Consider the following 17142-nt stretch of genomic DNA (forward strand, 5'->3'; position numbering starts at 1 on the left):
CGGGCTCGGGAAATCAGGCGTTTGGAAAGCGGGGTCCGGCTTGCGGCAGCCGGTGGAAACGAGGCGAACAGCATAAAGACATCGTGCGGTACTGTCCACCGCCGCGCCGCTAGCGCTGGGCCTGCCGGCGCCGGCCCCGGTGCCATTCCACGCCGGCACCGGCGCCGACCAGCAACAGCATCAGTGCCGCCATCCACCACGCCTCGCGTGGCCGCAGACCGGCAAGCGGCGCCGAAGGCGCAAGGTTGAGCGTGCGCGCTTCGAGCAACCGGCCGACCACGTGTTCGGTCGTGCGCGGCAACGGCGGCAACGGCGGCACCGGCGGCGCCGGCTTTGGCGGCGTGGCAACCGTGCGAGCGGCCGCCGTTGCCGCCACTGGCCGCGCCGGGCCGCTGCCCTGCGCAGCCGGCTCGCGCCCCGGCGTCGCCCGCGCCAGCCGCTCGCCGAACGCGCGCAGCGCATCCACCGGCAGGCGGGCCTGCTGGCCCAGCCCCGCGATGTACTGCATCAGCGCCGGATTGCCACAGCTATTGGCCGTGCACGACAGTCCGTCGCGGTTGACCGATGCCACGTAGCGCCGCGCCATGTCGGCGCGCTCGGCCGGCGTGAAGCGATAGCTGCCCTGCCGGTCCACTTCCAGCAGGCGCGCCAGGATGCCTTGCCGCGCGTGCGGGTTGTTGCCGGCGAAGAACTTGTCCATGCCCATGCCGAGCTTGTCTGCCACGTAGACGTCGTAGGTCCGCTGCCAGAAATCGCCGCTCATCTGTTCCGGGCTGGTGGCCTGGAAACCGTAGAGATGCTCGATCTCCTTGAACATCTCGCGCGCGCCGGCATAGCCGGAGCGCTGCATGCCTGCGATCCAGCGCGGGTTCCAGTTGCGCGCGTTGAGTTCGGTGGCCAGCCAGGTGCGCGCGTCCACGGTCTCGGCCTCGGCGGGGCGGCGCAGGTTGTGCAGCCAGAAGCGCGGTGCCTGCCCGCTGACCGCGCGCGTGGCGAGGTTGAGGCCGCCGGCGTACTGGTAGGTATCGTCGTTGTCGAGCGCGCCGTAGAGCGTGCTGGCGCGCGAGAACAACACGGCCTGGTTGGACTTGAGGTGGCTGGCCAGCGCCTGCGGCGCGGTCTCGCCCCAGCCTTCGGCGGAGAAGGCGAAGTTCATGTAGCGCAGGTATTGCTGCGCCAGCGCCTGCCCCGGCTGTGCGGCGGAACCGTTGGCGCCGGCCACGTCGCGGCTCTGCTCCACCATCTGGTTCACGCCGATGCTGTAGTTGCCCGGCCTGGCGGCGAACACGCGGGCGCGCGCCAGGCGCCCGRCCAGCGGCGGCGCCACGCCGGCGGCCAGCAGCGCGGCCTGCGCCTCGCGGTCGTGGCGGCTGACGGCGTTGTCGCCGGCGGCCGCGGCCAGGCGCGCGGCCTTGTCCAGCAGCGCCACCTTGTCGCCGAAGCCGTCGCGGTAGATGCCGGAGATGGTGAACAGCACGTTGACACGCGGGCGGCCAAGCTGCGCATCGGGAATCAGCCGCACGTCCTCGACCACGCCGCGCGCGTTCCACACCGGCTCCACGCCCATCAGGTAGAGCGCCTCGCTTTCCATCGCGCCCTGGTGGCGCTCGGTCTCGCCGTAGAACAGCACCATCGAGACCTGCTCGGGCGCCGCGCCGGTTTCGGCCTGGTAGCGCGCCAGCGTCTGCCGCGCCAGCATCTTGCCGACTTCCCACGCGGCCGGCGTGGGGATGAAGGCACCGTCGAAGGCATGCAGGTTGCGCCCGGTGGGCAGGCCCTGCGGCGTGCGCACCGGATCGCCGAGCGGCGCGGTCGGCAGGTAGCGGCCCGCGAGCACCGTCACCAGGCCGTCAAGTTCGCTCCGCGGTGAGGCGCGCAGGCCGGCCAGCCATGCGCGCGCCGCGGCCAGCGCGGCCTTTGCCTTGTCCGCCAGCGGCGGCGTCAGGTCCGCCAGATCCGGCTCGCGCCCGTCGAGCAGCGCGCCGGCCCAGTTCGCCAACGGGTCATGGCCCAGGCGTTTGCGCTCGCCGGCGTCGAACGCGCTTTCCAGCACGGTAGCCAGCGCCTGCCGCTGGAAATCCGCTGGCGGCAGTTCGCCCAGCACATGGATGCCTTGCGGCATCGGCTCGGCTTCCACCTTGTGCAGGAACCGGTGGATCACCGGCTCGACCTGTTCCCATGGCGCGGCGAGGTCCACGCCGAGCTGGCGGTCCAGGCCCAGCGCGCGGATCTGCGCCAGTGCCTGCAGGCGGTATTGTTCGGCCAGCGCGGGTGCGCTGTCGGCGGTGGCTTCCTGCTGCTCGATCACCTCGTCGAGCTTCGCCAGCGCGGCCGGCATGCCGGCGCGGGTCAGCAGCGGGGTCAGGTGGCTGACCAGCACGGCGGCGCTGCGGCGCTTGGCCTGTATGGCCTCGCCGCCGCCGTCCTGGATGTAGTAGTAGGCGTTGGGCAGGTCGCCCAGCAGCACTTCGGCGCTGTCGTCGCCGGCCTGCCCCACCTGCTTGCCGGGCAGCCATTCCAGCGTGCCGTGGCGCCCCACGTGGACCATCGCGTCGGCGCCGAAGGCGTGGCGGTACCAGAGGTAGGCGGCGATATACGAATGCGGCGGCGGGGTGACGGTGTCGTGCGAGGTGTCCATCGCGCGCGCGAAGGTGGAGCGCAGCGGTTGCGGCCCCACGAACAGGTTGCCGAAGCGCAGGCCCGGAATCACGAAATCCTGCCCGCCGCGGCCATCGTCCACCAGCATCAGCGGATTGCGCTCGGGCGGGCCCCAGGCGGCCAGCACGGACTGGCGGAACGCCGCGGGCAGCGCCTCGAACCAGCGCTTGTATTGCGCCATCGGCAGCAGCGTGACGCGTCCGCGCGCGACCATCTCGCGCAGCTCGCCCGGCGACCATTCCTCCATATTGCGGCCGTTGCGCTCCAGCAGCGCGGTCAGCTCCGCGGTATCCGGCAAGGCAGTGCCGGTCTGGTAGCCGGCCGCGCGCAGGCGCGCCATGATCTGCGCGAGCGAGGGCAGCGTGGCCAGGTAGCTGGCACCGATATTGCCGCTGCCCGGCGGGTTGTTGTAGTAGAGGATGGCGATGTGCTTGTCCGCTGCCGGCTTGTCCTGCAGCGCGATCCAGCGCCGCACGCGCGCCACCGCGGCATCGGCGCGCTCCGGCACGGCGCGGCTGGTCTTGGCGCCGTTTTCGTCTTCCAGCGTGGCGAACAGGATCGGCTCGCCGGCCCCGGCGCGCTCGGGCGTGTTGAGCAGCAGCGGCAGGCGCTCGCCGGCGATACCGCGCGCGTCGGCGCGCCAGGCGGCCTGGCTGTCGCGCGTGGCCAGCAGGTTGATGGCGTGCAGGCCGTGGCGCTCCAGCCAGGCCTTGTCCTCGGCGCGGCTGATGGTGAGGTTGAGCGTGAACAGCGCGCGCAGCGGGCTGCGCCCGTCCACCGTCAGCGCCGCATCCAGGCTGGAAAGCGGCCAGCCGAACACCGGCACGGCGCCGATGCCCTGGCTCTCCAGCGCGGCCACCAGCGCATCGATATGGGCGAGATCCTGCTGGCGGTAGTTGCTGGCGTAGAAAGCGATGCCCACCAGCGGCGCCTGGGCCGGCAGGCCGCTCGCGGTGCGATACCAAGCCAGGTATGCCGCCAGCGTGGCGAACGCCTGCGCGGCGCGCGGATGGTAGATGCCGGACGCGGGCAGCGGATGCGGCGGCGGTACGGCGATGGCATCCGTGCCGCGCACCTGGGCGATGGTCCAGGCCAGCCAGCCGGCCACGTTGTCGGCGCCGCCGGCGCTCCAGTACGCCTCGGCGGCCTGGCCACGCGGCGCGTCGAGGCTGATGCCCCACGCGGCCTCGGCGGTTGCGGCGGGCGCCGCCAGCAGCAGCGCGCCGCGCTGCCTTGCCTGGCGCATGGCCGGCGCCATCTGCCTGAGCACGGCGGCGGGCGCGAAATAGGCGTAGATGGCATCGGCGGCGGCGATCTGCGCCGCGGCGGGCGCGGTGGTGACCGCCTCCACCACCACCCTGCCCGGCCCGGCCAGTTCGCGCAGGCGCGCCTCGGCGGCGGGCAGCAGGTGGGTGTTGGTGGTGACCACCAGCACGCGCACGGGCGCGGCGGCGCTGGCGTGCCATGGCCACGCGCCCAGCCAGCAGAGCAAGGCGAGGGACATCAGCAGCCAGCGCTGCCGGGCCAGCCTCATTTGCCGGCGCCCGCCGCCGGCACGGCTTGCGCGGCGGAGGCCGGCGCGCCTTCGGGCACATAGACCACGCTGCCGTCCGGCAACCGGTAGGCCACGCCGAGGCGCGTGCCCTCGCCCGCCTTCTGCTGCGCGGACAACTTGCTGACCTTCACTTCCTTGCGGTTCTTCTCGAGCAGTTGCAGTTCGCCCGTGCGCGGATCGCGCTGGACCAGGGTGAAGCGCGCATCGGGATCGAGCAGCTGGGTCAGGCTGAAGGCTTGCGTGAGCGCCACCATCAGGCCCACCGCGAACACGATCGATGCATCGAACAGGTTGGCCACGCCGGCCAGCGGGTCTTCGCGATGCACCGAGGCAAGTTCGCCCTGGGCGCGGCGGCGGCGCACGAAGCGGCGGCGCCGGAACTGGTGTCCGTGGCCGGCGTCCATCAGCCGTGCGCCCCGGCGCCCGGCGCGGGCATGGCGCGCAGCACCAGCTCGCACAGGTTCTCCATTTCCTTCAGGTCGGCACGCGCCCAGCGCTCGCGCGTGAGCGTGAGCACATAGGCGATGCCGCCCAGCACCAGCCCGCAGACCACCGCGCCGAAACCGATCACCAGGTGGTTGACCATGCCGGCCATGTCGCCGGCCAGCAACGACTGCAGCGCCGGCCCGAGCGGGATGATGGTGCCCGCCAGCCCCAGCATGGGTGCGATGCGCACCAGCGTGCGGGTCAGGTCGAGCCGGTTGGCCACGCGCATTTCCTCGCGCTGCAGGGTCTCGTCCAGCCACAGGTCGAGATGCTCGTGCGAATCGAGGCGCGCCAGGCGGCCTTCGAGCAAACCCCAGAAGCGCGCCAGCGCGGGCGACATCGGCACCGCCTGCAATTGCGCCCGCGCGCCCTGGCGCAGGCCGCAGGCCAGCGCATTGGCCAGCGCCGGCAGGTCGCTGCGCGGCGAGGCGGCCCGGCGGCGCGACTGCACCAGCAGGCTGCCCAGGTCGGCCAGCGACAGCACGAACAGCACCAGCAAGGCCAGGGCGACCGGCCAGAAGAACGCCGTGGAAAGGCGATAGAAGATCTCGGTGACGGCGCTTTCCATCGTGAATGTCAGCTAGTTGCAGGGGCGGGTCGGCGCAGCCGCCAAAGGGAAGCGGACTGCCGTGGCGCAGCATTGTACGCGGCGGCCGACGCCGCCGCCGTGGCTTCAGGGCCAGCTGGCGCGCGCGTAGACGCCCGACAGCGCACGCACCCGCGCGGCCCGCTCGGCCACGCGCGCGTCGGTGTAGAACGGCGGATCGGCCAGCACCAGGCCGTTGTTCTTCGCTTCCTCCACCAGGATCTGCAGGTACTCCGTCATGTGCGACGCGGTGTAGTCGTTGGTATCGTGGAAGCTCACCACGATGGGCGCCACGCCGCCGGCCAGCGCCAGGCGCTGCTCGGACAGGGCCACCTTGACCTGCGCCAGCTCGCTGTTCATGTGCGAGCGCCGGCGCAGGCTGATGTGCCAGCCGTAGATCTTGCCGTCGCGCGCATTGATGTCCGACATGAGCATGCCGAGGCCGAGCTTGCGGTAGACCGCCTGCACGGCGTCGTTGTAGGCCCAGTTGGGCGGGCGCACCAGTTGCGCCGCGCCGCGGCATTGCTCGATGATGTCGGCCTCGCCGGACAGCAGCGAGGCTTCCAGTTCCTCCGGCTCCAGCCGGGTGTGCGACAGGTGCCCGATCGGCAGTCCGCTGTGTACCGCGAGCCGGTGCCCGGCCTTGCAGGTGGCATGCATCTGCGCCTTGCCCTCGTCGCCGCCGCCGCGCCGCGGGTGGGCGGTCTGCACGAAAAACAGCGCCTTGATGCCTGGCGTGACCGGGTTGTCGGCAAGCTGGCGCAGGATCAGCGGCGTGCTGCCGTCCTCGCCGGCATCGGGGCCGTCGTCGAAAGTGAGCAGGAAGCGGATCGGTGGCAGCGGGCGCGCGGCGCGCAATGCCGCCAGCTGGATGCCCGGCGCGGCAGGCTGGAATCCGGCCGGAACCGGTGCCGTGGCCGGCGATGCGGCGCACAGGCCGCTGGCCAGCATGGCGCCGGCAAAAAGACAAAAACGAGAAAAACGCATGCGTGGGGGCGCGCGGCTTCGCGCGGCGCGCCACTGTGTGCGCTACGCCGGCGTACCGTCATGAAGTTTCAGGCAAGGAACAAGGCATCCGGCCGCAGCTGCCCGCGCGTGTGCGCGAGCCGCCGCAACGGCCATCAGGGCATGGCGGACACGACGCGGCATTGTGCCATAGCCCCCCCGGGGGCCCGGCGAAGGCGCCGGGAATCCGCATCCGCAACCCCTGCCGGGCCACCGGGACGGCAATTCGCGCACGCAAAAAAGACCAGGCCACACGACATGGCCTGGTTGGCAAGACCGGCAGCGAAGCGGGCGCTGCCGACGGGTACGGGAAGCCGGCGAAAGCCTCCCCTGCATTCAGACTAGCCTCTGGCCGGCGCGGCACCGTAAACAACTGTGTCGGCATGCCGCTCGCGCGCGCAGGCCGCGGCTCAGCCGGGCCCGCCAGGCTCGGCCACCGCGTCGAAGCGATAGCCGTGCGAATACACCGAGGTCAGCCGCACGCCGTTGTGCGGGCGCAGCGCAAGCTTGATGCGCAGGCGCGACACATGGGTATCGAGCGTGCGCGAGTCGGGCCCGATCACGCGGCCCCACACGGCTTTCTCCATCATCTCGCGCGACAGCAGCCGGCCCACGTTGCGGAACAGGAACAGTGCCACGTCGAACTCGCGCGGCGACACGTCCAGCCTGGCGCCGCGCAGCGTGATGGTGCGCGCCACGGGATCCACCGCATAGCTGCCGACTTCGACCAGCTCGCTGCGCACCATCGCCTGCGGATAAGCGCGGCGCAACAGCGCGCGCATGCGCGCCACCAGTTCGGCGCGGCGGATCGGCTTGATCATGTAGTCATCCGCGCCGGCGCCCAGCGCGGCGACGATGCTCTCCTCGAGCGGCCGGCTGGTCAGGAACAGGATCGGCAGGAGGCGGCCGACGCGCTGGCGGATCCACTGCACGAGATCGAGCCCGCTGATGTCGGGCAGCTGCCAGTCGAGGATAACGAGGTCGAAGGTATGTTCGCGCAGCGCGCGCACGAAGGCGCCACCGCTGCCGTAGGTCGCGCACGCGAAGCCCGCGTCCTCCACGATCCGCCGGATCAGCTCGGCCTGGCTCTCATCGTCTTCCACCGAAGCAATTCTCATGGATCTCTCATGACCATGCCCGGAACGTTACCGTGTCCAGCCATATGCGCCGGGATGTTCGGCGAACGAGATAGGCGACTGCGATGCAAGAAAGCGCTCGCGGGCATGCTGCCGGGCCAGCATCGGACGCGACTAGCCTATCTCAGCCATGCACGGCAATTGTCACGAAATGTGAACGCGGGATTTGCATGCCGGAGCGAATGCCGGCCTGGGTGCGAAGCGCTGAGCACGGACCGGAAGACCCGGTGCCGTCAGCAGGTTTCGTCGGCGGGGTCGATCATCAGATGCAGGCGTGCGGCGAGGCCGGCGAGCCGGGCTTCATCGCTGTCGCGGATCATCCAGCCGGCGAAGGCGTCGGCCTGCGTATCCCAGCACCACAGCCTATAACCGGCCATGCGCATGGAGGCTTGCGCGATCGTCATCAGGCGAGGGATATCGTGCGCGGCCAGAAAGGCAGGCGCGAGCGGCTCGCTCACGCCCCAATCCACGCGCACGCCGACGCGCTCGCCCAGCATATGCACGCTGCGCACCAGCGCGGCCCTGTCATTCCACTCCACATAGAAGCCGGCACCGTTGCCGAGGGCTTCGCTCAGCGGCCACAGCAGCTGATGTCCGTCGCATCGCGGCCCGGCATGCGCCAGCGCACGCCGGAAAGCGATCCAGTAGCGATCCGCGGCTTCCTGGTCGTGCAGGCATACCAGCAGGATCAACTCGCGCATGGCGTCCTGCGTTTCACTCGGGAGCACAATCGTCATAAGCTTCTGGCGGGTTGGAGACGGCAGCAACGACGTGGTCACTGCCGGAACGCCACGGGCCGGCGCACTCGATATTGGCCGTGGCACTGCCCGTGATGCCGCGACGATGGATTTGGCTCGCGGCCCCCTATTCTGACAAAGGTTGTAGCGTGGCGCCACACGCACACGTGCCGCGCCGGCCGTTTCCGGCATGGCGCTAACACCCCCCCAAAAAGCGGTTGCCAAGCGCGTATCGGCTTTGTTACGCTTCGCCCCGTTATCGCTCCGGAGTCATCTCCATGGACAGTTGTTCTACCTGGCCCCTGGCCACATCCTGAACGGCTAGGCAAGTCCAGGCGTCCTTTCGCCACTGCCTCGCCGGAACCGGCCGGTAGTGGCGGTGCATTGCACGGGTTCTCCGCGCAATGCCTGCTCTCCCAGTTCATTGCAAGACCGGCGGCCACCATGCCGCGGGATGCGCTCGTGCGCGCGGGACCGCATCCCGCGCGCACGCCGCCCCGCCGTGCGCTGCCGTGCGCTGCCGTGTCGCTGCCTTGTCGCGCTCTTGTCGTCGCGGCCAATGCCGGCCACACCGGCCTGACACCTGCCCGTCGTACAAACGCAATAGCGCCAGGGCCAGGCCCAGGCACAATCATCACGAAGCGTATCGGCTTCACGTCCGGGAACATCTGCCATGCACTCCCTCCAAGCTTTCCAGAACATCAACCTCGCCTCGCTGTTGGACACCCTCGTGAGCCTGACCACGGCCTTCGTGCTGGGCACGGTGATCGGCTACGAGCGGCAACTCCGCCAGCGCACCGCCGGCCTGCGCACCAATGTGCTGGTGGCGGTGGGGGCGGCGATCTTTGTCGACATGGCCAACCGCATGGCCGGGCACGACGGCGCGGTGCGCGTGGTGGCCTACGTGGTATCCGGCATCGGCTTCCTCGGTGCCGGCGTGATCATGCGCGAGGAAGGCAATGTGCGCGGGCTCAATACCGCCGCCACGCTGTGGGGTTCGGCGGCCATCGGCGCCTGCGCCGGCGCGGACCTGATCATCGAGGCCACGGTTGGCTGCCTGTTCGTGCTGGCCGCCAACACGCTGCTGCGGCCGGTGGTCAACCGCATCAACCAGCAGCCGATGGACACCCCGGCGGTGGAAGTCACCAACACCGTCTACGTGATCGCGCCGCGCGCTTCGCAGAAGCAGGCGCTGCAACTGCTGGAGCGGACACTGGAGACAGGCAGCTACCCGATGCGCGACCTCGAAGTGCATGCCTTCGGCGATGCCGATGTGGAGATCGAGGCAGTGCTGACTTCCACCTCGGTCGACGGCGATGTGCTCGACCGCCTGATGGCGCAGCTGGCCGAGTCCGAGCATATCCACCAGGCGTTCTGGAGCCCCAGCACGACGGACTGAAGCGGCATGACCGCCTCCTGGCGCACCCCCCCGTCCGGGCAGGCGATCAACGCACAGAAAAATGGCTGGTGTTGTTGCAATGTACGAACAACATGGCATCCTTGTGCCGACCGTGGACGGCGATCCCGGCGCGGTCTCATTACATACGAGGAGCACATGAAAGTTTCGAAGTCGCCTGCCGGCCGCGCGCCGCGCCTTGCCCGCCACCTCCTGGCCACCGCCATCGCCTGCCAGGCCGTCGCCGCAGCCGTCCCCGCCATCGCCGCCGAGGCATGGCCCGCCAAGCCGATCAAGGTGATCGTGCCCTATACGCCGGGCGGTTCCACCGACACCGTCTCGCGCATCGTCTTCGAAAAGGTTGCCGAGCGCCTCAAGCAGCCGATCGTGATCGAGAACAAGCCCGGCGGCAATTCCACGCTCGGTACTTCGGTAGCGGCGCGCGCCAAGCCCGACGGCTACACCTTCCTGTCGGTGCTGGCCGCCTATTCGGCCAACCCGAGCCTGTATTCGCACCTGCAGTACAAGCCGCGCGACCTGACCCCGGTAGCGCTGATGGCGGACCTGCCGCTGTTCCTGTTTTCCAGCAAGTCCGTGCCCGCCACCACGGTCGCCCAGCTGGTTGAATACGGCCACAGGAACCCGGGCAAGCTGAACTTCGGCTCCAGCGGCACCGGCTCGAGCGCCCACCTGGTCGGCACCAAGTTCGGCATGGTCAGCAAGATGGAGATGACGCATATCCCGTACAACGGCAGCGCGCCCATCCTGACCGACCTGATGTCGGGCAATGTGTCGATGGTGTTCGACCCGCTGCTGGTGCCGATGCCGCAGGCCAAGGCAGGCAAGATCAATGTGCTGGCGGTGGCGTCGGCCAAGCGCTGGCCGGGCGAGCCCAATATCCCGACCATGGAAGAAGCCGGCTTTCCCGGTTTCGTGATGAGCTCCTGGGCCGGGCTGATGGCGCCTGCCGGCACGCCGCAGCCGGTCATCGACCGCATGTCGAAGGAAATCGCCGAGGCGGTGCGCTCGCCCGACGTGCAGAAGAAGCTGGAGAACCTGGGCTTTATCGGCGTGGGCAGCACGCCGGATGAGTTCCGCAAGCTGATCGACCGCGATTCGGCGCGGTACGCCGAAATCATCAAGGCCGCGAAGATCTCGCTCGACTAAGCCCGGCCGCGGCGGCCGCGCCGATGCCGGCCGCCGCCCGCCCCTGCCTCCCTCCCGCCTCCCAGCCCCGTCGCGGGCAACCGGCCCGCCCCGCGGGCCGCCCCCCTCCCCCCCGCTTTTCCTTCCAGTCCGGCGCATTGCCGTTCCGGCGGCAAACCCGTGCCCGGACCGCGCGGTGCTTGCGCCAAAGGCGCCTTGACAACCATCCCCGGCACTCCTATTCTCTCGTTTAAATTCCTTAAGTAAGATCGTTGTTCTGTTGTATAGAACGTAAAATCTGGAGGCAAGGTGGGAATGACGGCCTCCGTGCCGCTGCCACACCCCCTCCACGAGCCATCGAGACGCCATCCCAGACGCAATCGCCGGCCCGCCGCATGCGCCCGCCCTTCCGACCGGGGCGCGGCCCGGAGGCGCCGCCTTGCAACACCCATAGACGGAGACCCAATGAAGCGCTTTCCCTCCCCCATCCGCGCCCTGCTGATGCTTGCCGTGCCCGCGACGCTGCTCGCCGCCGCCCTGCCTGCCGCCGCCGACACCTACCCCAGCCAGCCGGTGCGGCTGGTGGTGCCCTTCCCGCCGGCCGGTGGCACCGATGTCATGGCGCGCCTGGTGTTCAACAAGGTGGGCATGAGCACGCACTGGAACGTGGTGGTGGAAAACCGCGCCGGCGCGGGCGGCAATATCGGCATGGACGCCGTGGCCAAGGCGCGCCCGGACGGCTATACCCTGGGCATGGGCCAGACCGCCAACCTGGCGATCAACCCCACGCTGTATCCCAAGATGCCGTATGACGCGGTCAAGGACTTCACCCCGGTGGCACTGGTTTCCGCCCAGCCGCTGGTGCTGATCGTGCGCAAGGACGCGCCATACAAGAACCTGGCCGACCTCGTCGCCGCGGGCAAGGCCAGGCAGCTGTCGATGGCCTCGGCCGGCACCGGCACCGTGGGCCACCTGACCGGCGAGATGTTCGCGCGCCGCACCGGCATCAAGATGCTGCATGTGCCGTACAAGGGCRCCTCGCCGGCGCTGACCGACCTGCTGGGCGGCCAGACCGATTTCTACTTCGCCACGCCGCCGATCGCGCTGCCGATGATCAAGGCCGGCAAGCTGCGCGCGCTGGCGGTGACCTCGTCCAAGCGCCTGCCGCTGGTGGCCGACGTGCCCACCGTGATCGAAGGCGGCTACGCCGGCTTCCAGGCCGAAGACTGGAAGGCGCTGGTGGCGCCCGCCGGTACGCCGGCCGACGTGATCAAGCGCGTCAACGAGGAAATCAACAAGGCCATCGCCCAGCCCGATACCATCGCCAAGATGCGCGAGGAAGGCAGCGAGCCGCGCGGCGGCACCCCCGCCGAACTGGCTGCCTTCATCAAGGCCGAGAACACCCGCTGGGGCACCATCGTGCGCCAGTCGGGCGCCAAGGTAGAGTAAGAGGGGCGATTGCGCCGCCGTGCGCGGCGGCTCGCAGCCCCCGGCTCCCTTTTGCTTCAACGAGATCACGCACCATGCAAAAACCGCTACGCCATATCCGCGTGCTCGACCTCACCAATGTGCTGGCCGGGCCGTTCTGCTGTCACCAACTGGCCCATATGGGCGCCGAGGTCATCAAGGTGGAAACACCGGGCACCGGCGACCTGGCGCGCCAGCTCGGCGCGGATGCCGAACTCAACCGCCGGCTGATGGGCGTGTCCTTCCTGGCGCAGAACCCGGGCAAGCGCTCCATCACCGTCAATCTCAAGCATGCGCGCGGCAAGGAAGTGTTCCGCAAGCTGGTGGCCAGCGCCGACGTGCTGGTGGAGAACTTCCGCCCCGGCGTGATGGAACGCCTGGGCCTGGGCTTCGAGGCGCTCAAGCAGGTCAACCCGAAGCTGATCTACTGCGGCATCTCCGGCTTCGGCCAGGACGGCCCGCTGTCCGACCTGCCGGCCTATGACCAGATCATCCAGGGCATGTCCGGGGTGATGAGCATCACCGGCGATCCGCAGACCGCGCCCTACCGCGTGGGCTACCCGGTCTCCGACACCATCGGCGGCATCACCGCGGCCTTTGCCGTGGCCGCCGCGCTGGCGGACCACCAGCGCACCGAGGGCTATTTCATCGATGTGTCCATGCTGGAGGCCACCCTCGCCACCATGGGCTGGGTGGTGTCCAACTACCTGATCGCCGGCAAGACCCCGTCCCCCATGGGCAACGAGAACATGACGGCGAGCCCGTCCGGCGCCTTCCATACCGGCGCGGGGCTGCTCAATATCGCCGCCAACAAGCAGGAACAGTTCGAGGCGGTGTGCCGCGTAGTGGGCCGCCCCGAGCTCGCCACCGATGCGCGCTTTGCCGAGCGCCAGTCGCGCCTGGCCAACCGCGCGGCGCTGACGCGCGAGCTGGAAGCCGAGCTGGCGAAGAAATCCGCCGACGAATGGTGGGCGCTGCTCAACGAAGCCGGCGTGCCCGCCGGCCCGGTCTACAGCGTGCCGCAGACGCTGGACCACCCGCAGATCAGCGGGCGCGGCATGATCGGCGACTTTGCCGACGTCCCCGGCGTGGGCCGCGACATCCGCCTGGTGCGCACCGGCTTCAAACTCAACGGCGAAGCGCCCTCGGTGGATACGCCGCCGCCGGAGCTCGGCCAGCACACCCGCGAGATCCTCGCCCAGCTGGGCTATGGCGAGGCCGATATCGAAACCCTGCAACAGGAGCGCGCAGTATGAGCGACCCCATCAAGCAAGCTGCCGGCGACACCGGCGATCAGGCCGGCATCAACGAAGGCCAGCGCCTGTCCCAGGACTGGTGGCGCACCGAGATCATCGACATGCAGCCCGGCGAGATCCGCTACCGCGGCTACCCCATCGAGCAGCTGATCGGGCAGGTCTCGTTCGCGCAGATGATCTGGCTGATGCTGCGCGGCGAGCTGCCAAGCCGCAAGCAGGGCGAGCTGCTGGATGCCGCGCTGATGTCCGCGGTGGACCACGGCCCGCAGGCGCCCAGCATCGCCATCGCGCGCATGGCCGCCACCTGCGGCGTGGGCCTGAACAATGCGATGGCCTCGGCCGTCAACGTGCTCGGCGACGTGCACGGCGGCGCCGGCGAGCAGGCGGTGGAGCTGTACCAGGACGTGGCGCGGCGCATCGACGGCGGCCTGCCCCAGGCCGAAGCGGTCAAGGCGGCGCTGGCCGACTACCGCGACGCGCACGGCAAGTTCGTCTCGGGCTTCGGCCACCGCTTCCATCCGCTCGATCCGCGCGCGCCGCGCCTGCTGGCCCTGGTGGACCAGGCCGCGCAAGACGGTGTGGTGCCGGGGCGCTTCGCGACCATCGCGCGCGCGGTGGAGGCCGAGCTCGGCGCGGGCCGCAGCAAGCCCATCCCCATGAACATCGACGGCGCCACCGCGGTCATCTACGCCGAGCTGGGCTTCCCGGCGCCGCTGGCGCGCGGGCTGTTCTGCCTGTCCCGCTCGGTGGGCATCCTGGCGCATGCATGGGAGCAGACCCAGCAAGGCGGGCGCAACAAAGGCCCGATCCCGCGCCAGTACATCTGGACCTATGACGGGCACCCGCAACGGGATGTACCGCCGAGGCAGGACTGACTGCGGGTGAGCGCCTGGCGCCTAGCGGCTCGGCACGGGGGAGGAATCGCCCACGTCGCCGGGCACCGGGCGCGTGACCGGCGCCATCCACGACGCCAGCGCGTAGCGATCGCGGCCGAATTCCTTGGCCGCGTACAGCGCACGGTCGGCCGCCGCGAACAAGGCGCGCCACAGGCCTTCCACGCCCGCCGCCCCGCCGCGCAGTTCGGCCACGCCGATGCTGACGCTGGCGAACGCGGCTGGCGCGCCGGGCAAGGGAATCGTGCGGACTTTCTTCAGGATGCGGTTGGCCAGCGCGGTGGCCTGGCTTTCATCGGTATGCGGGCAGAGGATGCAGAATTCCTCCCCGCCGTAGCGGCCGGCCACATCGGAGGCGCGCCGCGAGTTGTCGATGGCCTCGGCGATCAGCTTTAGCACGGTATCGCCTGCGTGGTGGCCGTTGCGGTCGTTGACCTGCTTGAAGTGGTCCACATCGATCACCAGGCAGGACAAGGGCTGGCCGTGCCGCTCCCATGCCGCCACCAGGCTGGTGGCCGCCTTGTCGAGCGCGCCCCGGTTGAACAGCCGTGTCAGCGCGTCGAGCCGGGCGCCGTTCTCGTTGACGGCAATGACCTGCTCCATCGCCATCAGCGTGAAGCCGAACAAGCCCAGCAGGGTTGCCACCATGGGCGAGAGCAGCAGCATGGCGCTGGCATTGCTGGCGTAGAACGGACCGGAAAACACCATGCCGCCCAGTCCGGCGGCAAGGCCGGTCAGCTGGGTCACCAGGTGGATCAGGGTGGCCACCAGCACCAGTGGCGTGCCGACACTGCGGCGCCCGCCATGGGAATGCAACAAGGTGATTGCCGTCAGCGTCGCCACCAGGGCCAGGCAGCCATAGCCAATCACATGCAGGCGCGCATAGCTGTTGGCCATGCCGGCGGCACCGAGCAGGGCCAGTCCGGCCAGCGACACGCCCAGCGCCAGCGTGCGGTCCCACGACACCAGCCCGTAGTAGACGCGCACGCCGCGATAGATCAGCAGCCGCCCGGCAATAAAGACGGCCGCGCCGCCGGCGCTCACATAGACTTGCCGGTCCGAGGCATTGAGGGCCAGCACCAGCCCGGCGGCGGACAGCAGCAGGTGCCCTGCCGCCCACAGCCGCCCGGCCTCGCTCGGCCGCAGCGCGACCAGCAGGCCCAGCGATATGGCCAGTGTGCTGGCGTACACCACCACCATGACAACAACTACCGCTTGCTGGTCTAACTGCACGGGAGTCCTTTGAAGATGCCGTGTTGCCGTTGACGTTGACGACGTTGGCAGCGCTCCCGTCACGGCGGGCGCAGTCCCGGCTGCGTGGGCCAACTTCGCAAACGCGCATGATAACGTTACCGGCCCTTAGCTGGCACCCCCGACAAGCCGGGCATGGGATGATTCCGACATCGATATTGACCCGCCGCAAACCGGCGGCTGTCCGCCAGCGTCCTAGGGGTTGACCCGGATGGCCCCCCGCGAGCGGATCCTGCGAAGCCCCGGATTCCGTCAGGCAGCCGGGCGCATGCCGCGCTCAGACGGCATAGGGAAAGGTGCCGCCCAGCGCGAGCGTCAGGTCGCGTGCGGCAAGCAACACATGCGGGCGGAAACCCTCGTCGAAGCGCGGCGTCGGGCAGGTCAGGGTCAGCGCGCCCTTCAGTTCGCCGTCCGGCCCGAACACCGGCGAGGAGACGCCGGCGATATCCGCCACGCGGTCACCGACCATCGCGGCCACGCCTTCGTCGCGGATCTTCTGGTAAAGCTCGCCGCGCGCGCCGCTGAACGCGCGCAGCACACGCCCGCCGGCGCCGCGGTTGCGCGGCAGCAGGTCGCCCGCCTTGGCATGATCGCGCACCGGCTGCGGCGAATCGATACGGTACAGGCAGAGACGATGCTCGCCCTGATCGATATGGAAGGCCGCGCTTTCGCGCGTGGCCTGCACCAGCTGGCGCAGTACGGGCATCACCACCAGCTCCAGCGAAAACGAAGCGGAATAGACCGCGTGCAGGCGCGCGACCTCGGGCCCCAGGCCATAGCGGCCATCGCTCTGGCGCTGCACCAGGCGGGCATGCTCGAGCGAGGCCAGCAGGCGCAGCAGCGTGCTCTTGTACAGGCCCGAGCGCTGCGCCAGCTCGACCAGGCTTAGCGTGGTGTCGCCCAGCCGGAAGGCGGACAACACGAACAAGGCGCGGTCCACGGCGACGGCACCGCCCTCGGCGGCATGCTTGTCGGCTTCGGAGAGTTGGGCGGCTTTACGGGGCATCGGTCGGACAGTGGGCAGGGAGGAAGCAGGGAAGAAGCAGGAAGGAAAGCTGGCGCCAGGGACCGGATGGCACTGGCCCTTTTTGCATTGCGGTTCCACGGTATAGAACGGCATTGCTATTGTCAATGCGGCCATGCCGGCCGTTGCGCGCCGGCGGACCTCTCTTTTGTTGCGGATGCACATGACGGCAAGCCCGCCGCCCCGCCCTTGCATTGTCCCCTGAGTGATCTAGAGTGATGTGATGCATCAATTCGCCCCGGCCGCGGGGGCCAGCCAGGCCACGGTGTGTACGCGATGCACTACGTCTCGACGGAGTGATCCAGCAATGGTTGGATTGAACGCACTGATCCGGGCTCGCCTTCAGCTTGCGCAAATCAAAGTCCTCCACCTCCTCCGCCATGCCAGCCGCGCCTGCCCCGCCAGAGCCAGCGGCAGTATCCGGCAGTACGACATTCCTGGCGCCGCCCGCTCGCCGCGCCTGCCGCGCAGCCATCGGCGGCGCATGGGCCTGGGCCGCGAACCCTAGTCAGAGGCCGCCTTTCCAGGCCCGCTTCCGAACCCGCT

Annotated in this window: 13 protein-coding genes; 5 read left to right on the top strand and 8 right to left on the bottom strand. The window is 69.6% G+C overall.

Features of this window, described 5'->3' with window-relative positions; genetic code table 11:
• Nucleotides 1-109: 109 nt before the first annotated feature.
• From AC1DK4_RS00825 to AC1DK4_RS00850, 6 genes are all read right to left on the bottom strand, one after another.
• On the bottom strand, nt 110-4192 hold the full coding sequence (locus tag AC1DK4_RS00825; protein ID WP_477131367.1) for a cobaltochelatase subunit CobN: 4083 nt from the start codon (nt 4190-4192) through the stop codon (nt 110-112).
• Nucleotides 4189-4617 carry a DUF2149 domain-containing protein gene (locus AC1DK4_RS00830; protein ID WP_441615069.1) on the bottom strand — a complete coding sequence of 143 codons (429 nt, stop codon included), beginning with the start codon at nt 4615-4617 and terminating at the stop codon, nt 4189-4191. The genes AC1DK4_RS00825 and AC1DK4_RS00830 overlap by 4 nt, the downstream gene beginning before the upstream one ends.
• Nucleotides 4617-5267, bottom strand: coding sequence for a MotA/TolQ/ExbB proton channel family protein (locus tag AC1DK4_RS00835; protein ID WP_441615070.1), 651 nt, complete (start codon nt 5265-5267; stop codon nt 4617-4619). Before AC1DK4_RS00835 ends, AC1DK4_RS00830 begins: the two co-directional genes overlap by 1 nt.
• Before the next feature lie 105 nt (nt 5268-5372).
• Nucleotides 5373-6272, bottom strand: a complete 900-nt coding sequence (locus AC1DK4_RS00840; protein ID WP_441615072.1) for a polysaccharide deacetylase family protein — start codon at nt 6270-6272, stop codon at nt 5373-5375.
• A gap of 428 nt (nt 6273-6700) precedes the next feature.
• The gene (locus AC1DK4_RS00845) at nt 6701-7408 is read right to left on the bottom strand and encodes a response regulator transcription factor (RefSeq protein WP_441615074.1); all 708 of its coding nucleotides are present in this window, start codon (nt 7406-7408) and stop codon (nt 6701-6703) included.
• A 251-nt stretch (nt 7409-7659) separates the two neighbouring features.
• Complete coding sequence (locus AC1DK4_RS00850; RefSeq protein WP_441643288.1) at nt 7660-8163, bottom strand: DUF6630 family protein; 504 nt, start codon at nt 8161-8163, stop codon at nt 7660-7662.
• A gap of 673 nt (nt 8164-8836) precedes the next feature.
• Here AC1DK4_RS00850 and AC1DK4_RS00855 point away from each other — a divergent pair.
• The 5 genes from AC1DK4_RS00855 to AC1DK4_RS00875 all read left to right on the top strand — a co-directional run bounded on the left by AC1DK4_RS00855 (nt 8837) and on the right by AC1DK4_RS00875 (nt 14303).
• A complete protein-coding gene (locus AC1DK4_RS00855; RefSeq protein ID WP_441615078.1) occupies nt 8837-9562 on the top strand; it encodes an MgtC/SapB family protein in 726 nt (241 codons plus the stop codon).
• A 156-nt stretch (nt 9563-9718) separates the two neighbouring features.
• On the top strand, nt 9719-10726 hold the full coding sequence (locus tag AC1DK4_RS00860) for a Bug family tripartite tricarboxylate transporter substrate binding protein (protein ID WP_441615080.1): 1008 nt from the start codon (nt 9719-9721) through the stop codon (nt 10724-10726).
• Nucleotides 10727-11170: 444 nt separating this feature from the next.
• Nucleotides 11171-12154, top strand: coding sequence for a Bug family tripartite tricarboxylate transporter substrate binding protein (locus tag AC1DK4_RS00865; protein ID WP_477131368.1), 984 nt, complete (start codon nt 11171-11173; stop codon nt 12152-12154).
• 74 nt (nt 12155-12228) lie between these two features.
• Nucleotides 12229-13428, top strand: coding sequence for a CaiB/BaiF CoA transferase family protein (locus AC1DK4_RS00870; protein WP_441615084.1), 1200 nt, complete (start codon nt 12229-12231; stop codon nt 13426-13428).
• The gene (locus AC1DK4_RS00875; protein ID WP_441615086.1) at nt 13425-14303 is read left to right on the top strand and encodes a citryl-CoA lyase; all 879 of its coding nucleotides are present in this window, start codon (nt 13425-13427) and stop codon (nt 14301-14303) included. The genes AC1DK4_RS00870 and AC1DK4_RS00875 overlap by 4 nt, the downstream gene beginning before the upstream one ends.
• Before the next feature lie 21 nt (nt 14304-14324).
• Here the strand turns inward: AC1DK4_RS00875 and AC1DK4_RS00880 are convergent, their stop codons facing one another.
• Together AC1DK4_RS00880 and AC1DK4_RS00885 are read right to left on the bottom strand one after the other, a co-directional pair.
• Nucleotides 14325-15554, bottom strand: coding sequence for a GGDEF domain-containing protein (locus AC1DK4_RS00880; protein WP_477116812.1), 1230 nt, complete (start codon nt 15552-15554; stop codon nt 14325-14327).
• A gap of 295 nt (nt 15555-15849) precedes the next feature.
• Entirely contained in the window at nt 15850-16578 is a 729-nt protein-coding gene (locus AC1DK4_RS00885; RefSeq protein WP_441615090.1) for an IclR family transcriptional regulator, read from the bottom strand.
• Nucleotides 16579-17142 lie beyond the last annotated feature (564 nt).

The organism is Cupriavidus sp. 05N38, from assembly GCF_056397345.1.